13 protein-coding genes and 1 tRNA gene are annotated in these 14,371 nt (G+C 59.8%); 6 read left to right on the top strand and 8 right to left on the bottom strand.

Annotation, left to right across the window (positions count from 1 at the left end; genetic code table 11):
• Nucleotides 1–51: 51 nt before the first annotated feature.
• The 3 genes from BM174_RS03585 to BM174_RS03575 are packed head-to-tail and all read right to left on the bottom strand — an operon-like array spanning nt 52 to nt 2,280.
• The gene (locus BM174_RS03585; RefSeq protein WP_093922460.1) at nt 52–1,305 is read right to left on the bottom strand and encodes a cation:proton antiporter; all 1,254 of its coding nucleotides are present in this window, start codon (nt 1,303–1,305) and stop codon (nt 52–54) included.
• Between the two features lie 12 nt (nt 1,306–1,317).
• A complete protein-coding gene (locus BM174_RS03580; RefSeq protein ID WP_093922459.1) occupies nt 1,318–1,764 on the bottom strand; it encodes a GNAT family N-acetyltransferase in 447 nt (148 codons plus the stop codon).
• Between the two features lie 36 nt (nt 1,765–1,800).
• A complete protein-coding gene (locus tag BM174_RS03575) occupies nt 1,801–2,280 on the bottom strand; it encodes an acyl-CoA thioesterase (protein WP_093922458.1) in 480 nt (159 codons plus the stop codon).
• Between the two features lie 92 nt (nt 2,281–2,372).
• Here BM174_RS03575 and BM174_RS03570 point away from each other — a divergent pair, with 92 nt between their 5' ends.
• Nucleotides 2,373–3,992, top strand: coding sequence for a long-chain-fatty-acid--CoA ligase (locus BM174_RS03570; RefSeq protein WP_093922457.1), 1,620 nt, complete (start codon nt 2,373–2,375; stop codon nt 3,990–3,992).
• Between the two features lie 416 nt (nt 3,993–4,408).
• Here BM174_RS03570 and BM174_RS03565 read toward each other — a convergent pair.
• The 4 genes from BM174_RS03565 to BM174_RS03550 form a co-directional block, all read right to left on the bottom strand.
• Nucleotides 4,409–4,482, bottom strand: a tRNA-Gly gene (locus tag BM174_RS03565).
• Between the two features lie 94 nt (nt 4,483–4,576).
• Nucleotides 4,577–5,419, bottom strand: coding sequence for a class I SAM-dependent methyltransferase (locus tag BM174_RS03560; protein ID WP_093922456.1), 843 nt, complete (start codon nt 5,417–5,419; stop codon nt 4,577–4,579).
• Complete coding sequence (locus BM174_RS03555; RefSeq protein WP_093922455.1) at nt 5,416–7,458, bottom strand: ASKHA domain-containing protein; 2,043 nt, start codon at nt 7,456–7,458, stop codon at nt 5,416–5,418. Before BM174_RS03555 ends, BM174_RS03560 begins: the two co-directional genes overlap by 4 nt.
• A gap of 153 nt (nt 7,459–7,611) precedes the next feature.
• Complete coding sequence (locus BM174_RS03550; protein WP_093922454.1) at nt 7,612–8,817, bottom strand: MFS transporter; 1,206 nt, start codon at nt 8,815–8,817, stop codon at nt 7,612–7,614.
• Nucleotides 8,818–8,947: 130 nt separating this feature from the next.
• Here BM174_RS03550 and BM174_RS03545 point away from each other — a divergent pair, with 130 nt between their 5' ends.
• The 4 genes from BM174_RS03545 to BM174_RS03530 all read left to right on the top strand — a co-directional run bounded on the left by BM174_RS03545 (nt 8,948) and on the right by BM174_RS03530 (nt 11,775).
• Nucleotides 8,948–9,682, top strand: coding sequence for a precorrin-6A/cobalt-precorrin-6A reductase (locus BM174_RS03545; RefSeq protein WP_177209403.1), 735 nt, complete (start codon nt 8,948–8,950; stop codon nt 9,680–9,682).
• Nucleotides 9,664–10,314: a DNA-3-methyladenine glycosylase family protein gene (locus BM174_RS03540; protein WP_093922452.1), complete on the top strand. Its 651-nt coding sequence runs from the start codon at nt 9,664–9,666 to the stop codon at nt 10,312–10,314. Before BM174_RS03545 ends, BM174_RS03540 begins: the two co-directional genes overlap by 19 nt.
• Nucleotides 10,311–10,976 (top strand): alpha/beta hydrolase, encoded by a 666-nt coding sequence (locus BM174_RS03535; RefSeq protein ID WP_093922451.1) that lies wholly within the window; start codon nt 10,311–10,313, stop codon nt 10,974–10,976. Before BM174_RS03540 ends, BM174_RS03535 begins: the two co-directional genes overlap by 4 nt.
• A gap of 214 nt (nt 10,977–11,190) precedes the next feature.
• A complete protein-coding gene (locus BM174_RS03530) occupies nt 11,191–11,775 on the top strand; it encodes an HNH endonuclease (RefSeq protein WP_093922450.1) in 585 nt (194 codons plus the stop codon).
• A 64-nt stretch (nt 11,776–11,839) separates the two neighbouring features.
• Here the strand turns inward: BM174_RS03530 and xth are convergent, their stop codons facing one another.
• Entirely contained in the window at nt 11,840–12,622 is a 783-nt protein-coding gene (gene xth / locus BM174_RS03525) for an exodeoxyribonuclease III (RefSeq protein ID WP_093922449.1), read from the bottom strand.
• Between the two features lie 673 nt (nt 12,623–13,295).
• Here xth and BM174_RS03515 point away from each other — a divergent pair.
• Entirely contained in the window at nt 13,296–14,354 is a 1,059-nt protein-coding gene (locus tag BM174_RS03515) for a DUF6902 family protein (RefSeq protein WP_093922447.1), read from the top strand.
• The last annotated feature ends 17 nt before the right edge of the window (nt 14,355–14,371 follow it).

Raw genomic sequence — 14,371 nt, 5'->3', positions numbered from 1 at the left:
GGAGTGCGGGGAGCAGTGTCCCCCGCCTTCCGCCCCCAGCCGTCGCAAACCTCACATAAGATCGGGCGCGCGCCCTAATCTGTTAGCCAAACGGCCCACGGTAAGCCCCTGCACGATGATCGAAAAAATCACGACGATATAGGTGCAAGTCAGGATCAGCGGCTTCCACTCGTTTTCTGGCAGCGACAGCGCCAGCGCCACCGATATGCCACCCTTCAATCCGCCCCATGTCATGATCGGTGTCACACCGGCATCAAACGTCCGAAAGGGTCGCAAGATCGAAACCGGAATAGCCACCGCCACAAACCGTGCGAGCAAGGCAATGAAGATTGTGGCCACGCCCGTGAGCAGCACGTCACCCGAAAACGCGATGGCAAAAACTTCAAAACCGATCAACAAAAATAGCACAGCATTTAAAATCTCGTCGATCAGCTTCCAGAAACCGTCGACATAGCGTCGCGTCAATTCCGACATGCCGCGTGCCGACCCGACATCGCCAATCAGCAAGCCCGCACAAACCGCCATAATCGGCGCGGAAACATGCAGGAATACTGCCAGTTCATAGCCGCCAAAAGCCAGCCCCAGTGTCAACAATACCTCCAGCGAATAGTCGTCGATATGGCGCATAACGCGGAATACCAGCCAGCCTAGAACCAACCCCAGCACCGCACCGCCCAATGCTTCTTGGACAAACAGCAGCGCAGCCCCAACCAGCGGGCTGCCCGCCTCGCCGTGGCTATCAGCGGGAAAGGCCAGCCCGACTAGCACCAGAAACACTACATAGCCGACACCGTCGTTAAACAGGCTTTCTCCGGCGATTTTGGTCTCCAACGACTTTGGCAAATCAGCTTCGCGCAAGACCCCAAGCACCGCGACCGGATCGGTCGGCGATATGAGCGAGCCAAAGACCATCGCCAGCAGTAAGGGCATGCCCGTTAGCCACGAAAACCCGAAGCCCACAACCAGCGTCGACAACGCAATCCCCAACGTCGCCATCAAAAATACCGCGATCCACTGTTCGCGCAGATCGCTGAGCTTTACGTGCAGCGCGCCGGCAAAAAGCAAGAGCCCCAGCATGCCTTCCAGCAGCGCCTCGGAAAAATCGATGCCCAGCACAAGGCCGCGTACAGTATCGGCGATTTGCAGGGCAGGCCAAATCAGATCAAGCCCCAGCAACACGAAGGACGCCAGCAGCGATACGACCAGAATGCCAATCGCCGACGGCAACTTGAGAAACAGATAGTTAATTGCCCCGAAGCCCCCCGCCAGAACAATCAGCAGGGAGGTAATTTGTAGAAAATTCATCGGGGGTTCCTTTTAAGGCTTCATATCATAGCTGATCCACATAGTGCGGGTGGCCAGCTTGTCATAAACACCGCGCCCGCGGTAATTATCGTCCGCCGTGATCCAGCGCACCACGCCCCAATCCTGCGCACGGGCCTCATCACCCACCGCGCGGATCAGCGCCTCGGCGGCCCCTGTGCCACGCGCTTGCGGCGCGACGAACAGATCATCAAGGAAACAGTTGGTTATGGCGCGCAACTGGCTGGTGAACGGGCGGTAGTGGGTGAACCCGATCAAGGTTCCGTCCGGCGATTCAGCCACGAAACAATTGGTCGTATGGCTCTCGTCCATCAACCAGCCAAACACGGTCTCGCGCATTTCGGCGGTTTGCTCGACCTTGTAGAACGTGGCATAGCCCTGAAACAGGCTTTCCCACTCTGCACGATCTGCGGCGGTAATGGGGCGGATGGTGACGGACATGCGGTTTCCTCTGTCTGGATGTCAGGTCGGTGGGTCTCAGGACTGGGGTAGTGCCTTGTCGATCATGGTAAACCTGTCGCGCACAGCATCCGAAATCGCACGGCGGGCACTGGCGTCAGGCTCCAGCAGGACCAGCACACAGTCAAAGGTTGCACGTAATGTGCCGCCTGACCAGAGTTGTTGGTTCACTGTGAAAGAGGTGTTGCGAAAGCCGCTACAGCCGCAGGTCACAACGTAATCCTCGTCCATCAACATCTCGCGGAGGTAGTGGATGTTGCCCGACCGGATCACGATGCGCGGCGCGCTGGCGCTGTGGAAATCCGCCAGTCCCCAATCCTGCACATAGCGGATGCGCAGCCGCTCGAACCACGCCATGTAAACCGCATTATTCACATGGTTCAGGCTGTCCAACTCGGAAAACCGGACTTGGTCGGCCATGGCCAGCGGTTGTCCCGGAGTGATGCCTGCCTGGGCCTGTAGGTCGGGGGACAGCGGGGTGTGATAGGGGATATTCATGTGATCATGAATATGTGTGCGGATGGTCGCTTGCAAGACTGGTGGCGTTACATCACTCTGCCGCAACATCGCTATTTATGGAGGACTTGTCGATGCTTGGCCAAATGATGACACAGCCGTTGCTGATCTCAAGCTTGATTGCCCATGCCGAACGGTATCATGCGGCCACGCCGGTTATTTCGGCCAAAACTGCAGGTGGAATCGAGCAAACGTCGTGGCAACAGGTCGCCATGAATGCCCGGCGTCTGGCCTCGGCGCTGACGGGTTTGGGGCTTGATCCGCAGGCACGCTGCGGCACGATTGCATGGAACAACCGCCGCCATTTGGAAATTTACTTCGGCGCCTCGGGTGGTGGCTTTGTCTGCCACACCATCAACCCGCGCCTGTTCCCAGAACAGCTGGTCTACATCCTCAACCACGCCGCAGACAAAATCCTGTTTATCGACAGTACCTTTGTGCCGCTGATCGCCAATATCCGCGACCAGTTGACCCATCTGGAACATATCGTTTTGATGGAGGCCGAGCTGGGCGACGCTGCTGCCACCTTGCCAGGAATCATCGCCTATGAAGCTCTGCTTGAGCAAGGCGATGCAGGCTATGACTGGCCGGAGCTGGATGAGAATACGGCCTCAAGCCTTTGCTATACATCAGGAACTACGGGAAACCCCAAGGGCGTTCTCTATAGCCACCGCTCTACTGTGCTACATTCACTTGCGGGCAATACCGCCGACGGTCTTGGTATTTCGGCCCGCGATGTGGTGCTGCCGGTTGTGCCGATGTTCCATGTCAACGCCTGGGGGCTGCCCTATATGTGCGCCATGATGGGCTGTCAGGTCGTGCTGCCCGGCCCGCGGCTTGATGGGCCTTCGCTGGTGCGGCTGATCGATGGCTACCGTGTGACCTGTGCCGCTGGCGTGCCTACCATCTGGCTTGGCCTCTTGGGCGAAGCGAAAAAGGCGGGCAGCAAGCTTGCCAGCCTTGAGCGCACGGTCGTCGGGGGCTCGGCGGTGCCACCATCAATGATTGCCACCTTCCGCGATAACTATGACGTCGAAACAATCCACGCTTGGGGCATGACCGAAATGTCGCCGCTCGGCTCGGTCAACCGACCCTTGGCGCGCCACCGCGATCTGCCGATTGAGCAGCAGCACAAGCTGCGCGAAAACCAGGGCCGCGCGCCTTGGGGGGTGGAGTTGGAGATTTGGGACGACAACGGCAAGCCAGTGCCGCATGACGGCAAAACCCAAGGTGATCTCGTCACCCGTGGTCACTGGATTCTGGATGCCTATTTCGGTTCGACCGCCGAAGAAACGCTCAGCAACGGCTGGTTTGATACCGGCGATGTGGCCACGATGGACGCTGACGGTTGCATCACAATTCGCGACCGCTCGAAGGACATCATCAAATCGGGTGGGGAGTGGATCAGTTCGGTCGAGCTGGAAAACATCGCCATTGCCCATCCGAAACTGGCCGATGCCGCTGTAATCGGCGCGCGTCACGCCAAATGGGACGAGCGGCCCGTGCTCATTGCGGTCAAAGCCGAAGGGGCCGACCCGAGCGAACAGGAAGTGTTGGATATTTTCGACGGCAAGATCGCCAAATGGCAGGTGCCGGACCGGGTGGTCTTTACCGATGCATTGCCGCGCAACGCGACCGGAAAAGTGCTCAAGCGCAATCTGCGCGAAGAGTTTGGCGAAGTGTTGATGGGCTAACCATCAGGGTCATATCAGTCGCGCAACTTTAGCCTAGTTGCGCGACACCTGACCTCGCGGGCCTTGTCGTGTGAGAGATGCTGCTGCCGTTTATGGGCAGCGCGCGTCGTGTGGAGGGCCGGGTGGTTCAAGACCAAAGTGCTGCCAGCAGCACGGCGGCCGTGATAAAGCTGTAGCTGATCATGTAGAGAAAATCGTGCATCCAACGGTGTGTCATATTGTGCTCCAATGTTGCTTAACTGACCTCATTGTTCACAAAACTCAGGGCGAGAATGAGCCGCAAATAGGGCGATAATGTGCCGTTTCACGATTTCTACGGTGGCTCGCGATATGCCGGTAAAGCCCGGCACAAGGTCACAATACATCAAGCCGCCATTTAGGAGAGGCCGCAATTCTGCTGGAAACATTGGATATTCTGGAGCGGGTAACGAGAATCGAACTCGTAACTAAAGCTTGGGAAGCTGCCGTGATACCTTTTCACCATACCCGCGCGCCAGTGCCTTGGGAAATAGGCTTGTGGGGCGGGGGCGTCAAGCCGACAAATGGTGCGAGGGGTGAGGACGAGCCCGCACTACGCTCATAACTTAGGGCTTGGTCGCGGTGAAAAAGTTGATCTGTGCAGGGATGCGCAGGCCCTCGGGGCCGTCAAATGGCGCAAAGACATCGATCACCATATCCCGCAGAGCGGCGATCTGTGCTGCGTCAGCCTCAAAGTGGGTGATCGCCATGCTGGCGGGGCCAATGCCAAGGCAAAGCTCGGCAAAATCCGCAATGCCGCCTTGTGGGGTCAAATGCACGGTCTGGGTGTCGCAGCCAATTTCGGCCAAACCAGCAGCACTCAATATCGCTTCGACGCGGGCCGGGTCGCGAAACGCAAAAGGGCCGGGGGCGTCTGGGTCGGATTTGGGTGTGGCACCCAGCACGGCACGCGCGGCTTGCGCAGGATAGGTGAAGTACGGGTTTTCAGGGATTTGCCCCCAAGCCGCAAAAGTAACGATGGAGCCAGATTTCAGAGCCTTCGCCATATTGGAAAAAGCCGCTTCGGGATCGGCAAAGAACATCACACCAAAGCGCGAGATCAGATTGTCAAAGCTCTGCGGCGCAAATTCGTGTCTGGCAGCGTCGGCGAGGATGAAATCTACATTATCGCGCCCTTGCGCCACGTTGCGAGCGCCCCCCAGTAGCGTCTCGGAAATATCGGCACCCGTGGCGTGGCCTTCAGGCCCGACCGCATCAGCCGCCTGCACCGTGCTGTTGCCCGCACCGCAACCAATATCCAACACACGTGCACCACTTTGCAAATTTGCCCGGAACAGAACGCCGTCGAGCACGGGTTGCATCAGGGCATCCAGGGCGGCCTGGTGGCGCAGCCATTTCGGCCCCGCTGCATCGGTCCAATAGTCGCGCTGTTCGCTGTTATCGGTCATCCACGTCTCCGTCTGCGGCCGCCACCGGCACCATCGCCGCCGCCCCCGGTATTAAAGGTGACGTTGGGCAGCTTTACAATGGAGTTGAGGATCGGGAAGGGCTCGACCGCGTTGGGGATGGCCGAAGCGTTCACGAAATGCTCCTGAAAGCGCGGCTCGATGGCGGTCTCGATCTTGTGGATCGCCCGCACGGTGGCTTCAATCTCGGCGCGGGCTTCGGTGTTGAGCAGCGCAATTCGCGCGCCCGTGCCTGCCGCGTTTCCGGCCGAGGTGACCTTGTCGAGCGGCGCATCGGGGATCATCCCCAGTACCATCGCATGTAGGGGGCTGATATGAGCCCCAAAGGCACCCGCCAGCACTACGCGGTCAACCTTGTCGACGCCGAATTTATCCATCAACAGCCGTGCACCGGAATAAAGCGCGGCCTTGGCCATCTGGATTTCGCGGATGTCGCGGTTGGTCACGGTGATTTTCGGCCCGCCCGACGCGGTGCCGTCATAGACCAGATAGGAATTCGTGCGCCCGTCAGGGAACACGTTGGGGGAGCCTGTCTGTTCTGCTGTGCCGATCAAGCCGGGGGCGTCGACAATGCCATGCATGCGCATTTCGGCGACCATTTCGATGATCCCCGAGCCGCAAATCCCTGTAACGCCGGTATTGGCGATCTCGGCCTCAAAGGCGGGGTCATCCGACCAGATATCGCTGCCGATCACCTTGAAACGTGCGATCTTGGTTGCCGGATCAATCTCGACCCGCTCGATTGCGCCGGGGGCGGCGCGTTGGCCCGAGCTGATTTGCGCACCTTCAAAGGCAGGGCCGGTGGGCGAAGAACAGGCCAGCACTTTGTCTTTATTGCCCAGCAAAATCTCTGCGTTGGTGCCCACATCGACGACCAGCATCAGATCATCGGATTTATCGGGTGCCTCGCTGAGTGCGACGGCGGCCGCATCGGCGCCGACGTGGCCCGCGATACAGGGCAACAGGTACACCCGCGCCGATTGGTGGATGTTCAGATCAAGATCATCAGCCCGCAGGCGGATCGCATTGGAGGTGGTCAGCGCAAAGGGGGCTTGACCCAGTTCAAACGGATCAATGCCCAAAAACAAGTGATGCATGACCGGATTACAGACAAACACCGCATCCATTATCAGTATCGGATCAACATTGGCTTCTTCGGCGATCTGCGCAAACAACCCGTTCATGCCTTCGCGCACGGCGCGGGTCATTTCCTGTGCGCCATCGGGGTTCATCATTGAATAGCTGACCCGGCTCATCAGGTCTTCGCCAAAGCGGATTTGCGGGTTCATTGTGCCGGAAGAGGCGACGACCTCGCCGGTCTGCAGATCACACAGATGCGCCGCGATGGTGGTGGAGCCCAAATCAACCGCCAGCCCGTAAACCGTGCCCTCATAGTAACCGGGCCAGATGTGCATGATCCGGGCGGGATTTTCCTGATCGCCCAGATGCACTGCGACCGTGACCTTCCACGCGCCTTTGCGCAGGATAGGTTGCATGGTTTGCAGGATATGCAGATCGGCGTTCACCTTTTCCAGCTGCCATTGTTCGCGCATCGCGTCCTGCAACCGCTCCAGGTCGCCGGAGGGGTCGTGCATGTCCGGCTCGGCGACCTCGACGTAAAACAGCTTGGTCGAGGGGTTGAGGATGATATCGCGTGCCTCGGCGCGTTTGCGCACCACCTGTTTGTGGACTTGGCTTTCCGGCGGTACGTCAATCACCACATCGGCCTGCACGGTCGCCTGACAGCCCAGACGGCGGCCTTCTTTCAGACCGCGTTTGTCCTGATAGCGTTGCTCGACACTGTTCCAAGGCGACAGGGCATCTTCGCGCACGGTGATGTTGTGCTTCGAAAAATCGCCATAGCTCGGGGTGATCTGGCATTTGGAGCAGATACCGCGCCCGCCACAGACTGAGTCGAGATCGACGCCCAACTGCCGCGCCGCTGTCAGGATCGGGGTGCCCACGGCAAAGCGTCCGCGCTTGCCCGAAGGCGTGAAAATCACCAGTGGTTCGTCGCTCATCTAACCCAAGTCCTCAACAGCTTTTGCGCCAACATAGCGCCCCGTGCAGCACGCGAAAGGCGACCAGCGGCAATTATTGACTATTACGCGCCACTCGGCGCGGTATCCTATGTCTTGCCCTCTTTGGGAATGACGGTTTTACCAAAGGCCGGTTCAGGCCAACTGGCGTCTGTCGCGCAGCATCAGCCAAAGCAGCGATCCACCCGCGAGTACCAGGAACGGCACCATCGCATAATTCACTGCCGCCCAGCCCTCGACAGCCGTGCCACCCGAGCAGTTCATCAACCCGCCCGACGCCAGCGAGGCCACGGTCACGCCACCAAAGACCAGCAGATCGTTCAGCCCCTGCATGCGCCCGCGCTCATGCGGGCCATGAGCACCGGCGAGCATCGTGGTCGCGCCGATAAAGCCAAAGTTCCAGCCCAGTCCGAGCAGGATCAATGCGACAAAGAAGTTTCCCAACTCGACCCCTTGCAAGGCGACCAGCCCCGCAGCAGCAAGGATGGCGATCCCCAGCCCCATGATCCGCTCAACGCCAAAGCGGGCAATCAGGTGGCCAGTGAAAAACGAGGGCGCGAACATCGCCAGCACGTGGCCTGTCACCACATCGGCGGCGATGGATTTGTCATAGCCGCACCCAACCACCGCCAGCGGGGTCGAGGTCATCACGAGGTTCATCAGGGCATACGAGACCATCGCACAGATCACTGCGACAGCGATGCGCGGCGTGGTCAACAGCTCCCAGCGGCTGCGGCCCTTGGGCGCATCATGCGCAGGGACCGGCGGCTTGGGGATGTCGACAAACAAAAACAGCAGGCTGCCGATGATGTTGATGCAGATGACCGCCAGATAGGTGCCAAAGAACGGCACCACATAGGCATCCGCCGTCAGCTTGACCAGCTGCGGCCCCAGCACCGCCGAAACCAGTCCGCCCGCCATGACATAGGAAATCGCCTTGGGGCGGAAGGTGTCAGAGGCTGTATCGGCGGCGGCAAAACGGTAAAACCCCTGTGCCGACATATAGATACCGGTAAAGAGGCTGCCCAGCAGGAACACCGGAAACGACGAGATATAAAGCCCGTAAGCGCCGATGGCACCGCCCACGGCGCCCCCCGCAGCGCCAAGGAAAAATCCCGTACGACGGCCATATCGCTGCATGATTGCCGAAACCGGCGTCGCCGCCAGCATGGAGCCGAGCACGATCATTGAAATCGGCAGCGTGGCAAAGCAGATGTTGGATGCAAGAGAAGTTCCGGCCAGCCCTCCGACCACAAAAATCATCGGCATTTGCGCACCCAGAAAAGCCTGCGCCGCCACCAGAACCGCGACGTTGCGCCGCGCTTGGGAATTGTTTGTCATCGTGTCCGTCCAACTAATGCCGCCAAGGCGTACGCCCGCGATCCGACAAGGGCAACCCCTTGCGCTTTGCCACGTTGCCGCGCAGGTTGCCCCGCGTGAGTGCAATCAACATCAGGCGGATAAACGGGCGATGCGGCAGGGGCTGAAACTTCTTATTCTGGCCGGCAGCGCCGAGGCCCGCAGCATCGCCCAAAGCGCCGCCGGGGCAGGGGCCGAGGTGCAAGCTTGGGTAACCGAACCGCCGCGCGGCCCGAACCCGATGCCTGTGCCCTGTGAACTGGTCAGCTTTGACGATCACGGAGCGATTGCGGCGCAGATGCGCGGCTTTGATGCGGTGCTGGACGCCAGCCACGGGTTCGACGGCGCCATGACCGCAATGGGATTTGCAGCGGCGCGTCAGGCGGGATTGCCATTTCTATCAGTCCAGCGCCCGCCTTGGCAGGCCGAGGCAGTGAACTGGCGCACCGCCCGCGATCTCGGTGCTGCACTGCCAATGATCACAGCAGGCGCCCGGGTTTTTTCAGCCACCGGATGGGCCAGCCTGCCGGAATATGCAGGCTTCAACGGCAGCGTGCTCATGCTGCGCCAGACCTCGCGCCATGACCGCATGCCGCCGTTCGATTTCGTTAAGCCGATTTTTGGCGATCCGCCTTTCAGCACAGAAAGTGAGATCGCGCTATTCGCAGAAGTCTCAGTCGATTTGCTGATTTGCCGCAATCTTGGCGGTACACCCAGCCGACCAAAGCTGGAGGCCGCTTTGGCATTGGGGCTGGATGTGATCCTGATCGACCGCCCCGCGCCGCCTGCGGGCTTGCGGGTCGTCACCGACACCGCCCCAGCGCTCGAATGGCTGGCAACCTTGTGAGCACGGTGGGCCGTATCATCCGCACTGCTGCCGATCTGGCCGAGGGGGCGGCGTGGCTGGTGCAGACCGAGCCGCGCTTTGCCCCGGTGATGGAGGCGGTCGAAGAATTGCCATTGCGGCTTAAACCTCCCGGATTTGCGGCTCTTCTGGATATTATCGCCAGCCAGCAGGTCAGTGTCGCCTCAGCCGATGCAATCCGGGCGCGGATGCTGGCGGCGGGGCTAGTCGATGAAACCGCTGTGCGGCAGGCGGGCGAGGACGGGCTGCGCGCTGCGGGGTTCAGCCGCCCGAAAATCCGCTATGCACTGGCGCTGTGTGACGCTGGCCTCGACTATGACGCGATGGCCGCACTGGAAGACGCCGAGGTCGCGCGCGTGTTGTGCCAGCAAATGGGCATCGGTCCGTGGAGCGCCGAGATTTATCTGATGTTCTGTCTGGGCCGCGCCGATGTCATGGCTTCGGGCGATCTGGCTTTGCAAGAATCAGCGCGGATCCTGTTTGATCTACCGGCCCGACCGAGCGCACCGGAACTGGCCGCGATGGCCGCCGCATGGTCACCTTGGCGATCAGTTGCAGCCCGCGCGCTCTTTGCCTACTACCGCATTAACAAACAACTGGAAGGGTTGGGATGACACGGGTTTTGAATTCAGAGCGGCGCGAACCGGTTTCGGGCGAGGTCCGCTCGGTTGTGGTGTTTCTGCACGGCTATGGCGCCAATGGGGCCGATCTTCTGGGGCTGGCCGATCCGCTGGGCGAGCATCTGCCCGACACGCTTTTTGTGGCCCCCGATGCGCCCGAAGCCTGCGCCGGTGCACCGATGGGATACCAATGGTTCCCGATCCCGTGGATCGACAATTCCTCCGAGGAAGAATCCGCCCGTGGCATGGCCAGTGCCGTGAGCGACCTGAATTCCTATCTTGATGCGCTTATGGTGGATGAAGACGTGCTGCCCGAACAGGTGGTGCTGTTTGGTTTTTCACAAGGCACGATGATGGCCCTGCATGTGGCCGCACGGCGCGAGGATGCGGTGGCAGGTGTGGTGGCCTTTTCGGGGCGGCTTTTGTCGCCCGAGACATTGGCCGATGAAGCCGTTTCCCGACCACCCGTTTTGCTTGTGCACGGCGACGCCGATGAGGTGGTACCGCCCCAATCGATGCCCGCAGCCGCGCAGGCCTTGCAGGATGCGGGCTGGGAGGATGTCTTTGCCCATATCATGAAGGGCACCGGCCATGGCATCGCGCCCGACGGTTTGAGCGTGGCTCTGGCCTTCATGCGCGACAAGCTCGGACTGTAAAAAGTTTGGCTGCGCCAACTTTCGGGCAATTGCGCCCGAACTGCTGTTGGCGCGGCCCGCTTCCCCAAATCTTTGCTGTTTTGGCGCGATGCTGTCACGTTTGTGTAACCTTGAGCGGAGAAAGATCGGCGCATATCTGGTGCTGCATCTTTAGCTTGCCAGTGAAAAACAACGAGATATAGTCTAGTTAAACGGGCAGGGGGCGGCACCAGAAATGGACGGCGATTTCAGAACCGAATTTACCCGGGTGCCGGGAGCGCTCAAACACAAGCCTGCGCTGGTGTTGAATGCGGATTACCGTCCGCTGTCTTATTATCCGCTGTCGCTTTGGCCCTGGCAGGAAGCGATCAAGGCCAAATGGCTCGACCGTGTCGATATTGTTGCCGAATACGACGATGTGGTGCGCAGCCCCAGTACGGTGATCCGAATACCGTCTGTTGTGGTACTGAAAGACTATGTAAAACCTCAAAAGCGCGTGGCCTTCACGCGCTTTAATTTATTTTTGAGGGACGAGTTTTGCTGCCAGTACTGTGGTGCTCGTGGCGATCTGACCTTTGACCACGTGGTGCCGCGCGCCGCCGGAGGGGTGACCTCTTGGCAGAACGTGGTCGCGGCTTGCAGCCCCTGCAACCTGCACAAGGGCTCCAAACCGCTGCACCGCACGGGTATGAGCCTGCGCCGCCCGCCGCGCCAACCTGCGGCAGAGGAGTTGCGCAATATGGGCCGTAAATTCCCGCCGAACCATCTGCATGAAAGCTGGATGGATTTTCTGTACTGGGATGCAGAGCTACAAGCTTGAGCGCGGGGCAATATCGTCGACGTGACTCAATAGAGCGCCTACGGCGCACACCTTTTACATGCCATCAGATATCGAGGTCGATCCAGACCGGGACGTGATCGGAAGGTTTGTCGCGGCCCCGCACGTCGCGGTCGATCTGACCGTCGCGCAGGGTATCCGCACAGGCGGGGCTGAGTAGGAAGTGGTCAATGCGGATGCCGTTGTTGCGGTTCCACGCGCCAGCCTGATAATCCCAAAAGCTGTAATGCCCTGGCCCCTGTGTGCGGGCGCGAAATGCGTCCGTCAGGCCGAGATTGATCAACCGGCGCCAAGCCGCGCGGCTTTCGGGGCGAAACAGCGCATCCTCGCGCCAAACCTCGGGCGTGGCGGCATCTTCGGCCTGCGGAATGATGTTGTAGTCGCCCGTCATCAAGAACGGCGTTTCCGCCGCGAGCAGGGCTTCGGCGCGGGCTTGCAGGCGCGCCATCCACGCCAGTTTGTAATCGTACTTCGGCCCCGGCGCAGGGTTGCCATTCGGCAGGTAGAGCCCGCAAATCCGCACCGCATCCCGCGCGCCCACCACAGTGGCCTCGATCCAGCGGGCCTGTTCGTCTTGCGCGTCACCCGGCAAGCCACGCGTGACATCTTCCAGCGGCAGCTTTGACAGGATCGCAACCCCGTTGAACGACTTCTGCCCGTGGGTTTCGACGTTGTAGCCACGATCCTCGAACAGGCTGCGCGGGAAAGTTTCGTCGACTGATTTGATCTCTTGCAGCAAAACGACATCCGGCTGGGCCTCGTCGAGCCATTGCGGCAAAGCCTCGGCGCGGGCCTTGATACCGTTGATATTGAAGGTCGCGATTTTCATGAACTCTCCCTCACGCTGCGCTGTGGCTTCTATCGCGGAACCGCCCCGCGCGGCAAGGCCACAGGGAACGGTAGTGGGCGGCATGTTTTGGCAATGATTCTCGTCAACAGGACGCTGATAGCGCAGTTCGAACGGGGCGAAATGCCGAGGACGGCGCCAGATATGGGGCTGTCGATAAGTTATTTTCCGCCGGTGGACATTTCGACACCCTGTTTCCACAACCGCAAATTGCACTGCTAACCTAATGTGGATAAATGAAAAATTTACTTTTTGTTAACTAATAATTTGTTGTTGGATACCGCTCAGCGGGCAATCGTTGTTGGACTGCAACTTTAATGCGCAACTCTAGAACGATTGGATTTTAATATGACTGCTCTTGCTCTTATCTGCGACCAAACTTTCGCTGCAAATGTGCAGATCCACGCTCAGCATGTAGCCGCGACTTCCATGATGACAGGCGGCGGGGTCGAGCTGTTCACTACCAGCTGTACCCCTGTGACCCTTACGGCCGGCATGGGGGTCGGGCTCTTCACCACCAGCTGCATCGCGCCCCAGACCGATACCTTGACCGGCGGCGGCGTCGCTCTCTTCACCACCAGCTGCTGAACACGAAGGCTCCGGCCCGGCGCGTTCACGTGTCGGGCCGCCAAACAAGTACGAAAGGGCGCGCCCCATGTCGAATATCGTTTCATTCCGGTCCCGCAGATTGCAAGTCGGCTTGGGCCAAGCGGCGCTGATCGAAGGGTTTGCGAGCATGCGTCGACAGCCTGATGACGTCTACTGGCTCAAAGAAAACGCCGAGCTACTGGGAATTCTCAGCGCCACGAAGCCGACCTGCGCAGTGGCAGACCTCGCGCCTTATCTCCCGCTCTATGAGACCATCTGCGAGCGGCTCCGGTTCTTTCCGCAATACTATCGTTTTTTACTTTCGATTTGTCTGGACCTCGAAGATTTGGGGATGCCGGGGCAAAACGGCGAGATGCTGTGCAACCATGTGGCGGCGGCGGGGTTGGTACAGGCCGAAGTCTCGGACCTGCAACGGGCCGAAACGCGGCGGCTTCTGGCGCGGCGCGGGATTGGTGGCGCGGTGGGGCAGGGTGCGCTTGGCGCGCGGTTGCACCGGTTCATTGATCGTTCGACCACCTTTGCGATCCCGAACCGCAAAGCCGCCTATGAGCTGACCCATATCGTCTTTTACCTCTCGGAATATGGCGCCCGTGATCCACAGATCAGCGAGGCGGCGGTCACCAGTCTGGAATATGCCGGATTGTTGGCATTTCTTGATCAGAACATCGATTTATTGGCCGAGGTCTGCATCGCGCTGAGGTTTGCCGGCGAGCGCCCGAGCCCGATTTGGGAGGGGGCGATAAAGGACACCCAAGACGCCCTGCAACCTGTCGATAATGCGGGCCTGCCGTTGGAAGATGCCTGCCACGAATATCTGGTCACCGGATGGGCGCAGCATGTGGCGGGCAGGCCAGCTTTCACGCAGCAGGTGCCGCAAGGGTCGCTGCGATTTGCTCAACGCGCGCGCCCCGAGGGCGTGCTGCGGCAGATGTCGGAGACATTATTTGGCATGACGGCCCTACGCGACGGCGACTGGCAGCATATGCGGGGCCATATCTGGCCTGATCTCGACGTCGCCGGCCATCAGCTTTTGCAAAATGCCGAACGGTCGACCGACAAGTTCGACTCATTTTTCGAAAAATTTGCGCGCACCGCGTCGGTTTAGACCCTACGCGGTGCCGA

This window comes from Sulfitobacter brevis (assembly GCF_900112755.1).
Lineage (GTDB): Bacteria > Pseudomonadota > Alphaproteobacteria > Rhodobacterales > Rhodobacteraceae > Sulfitobacter > Sulfitobacter brevis.
This window is presented reverse-complemented; position numbering and strand designations above follow the sequence as displayed.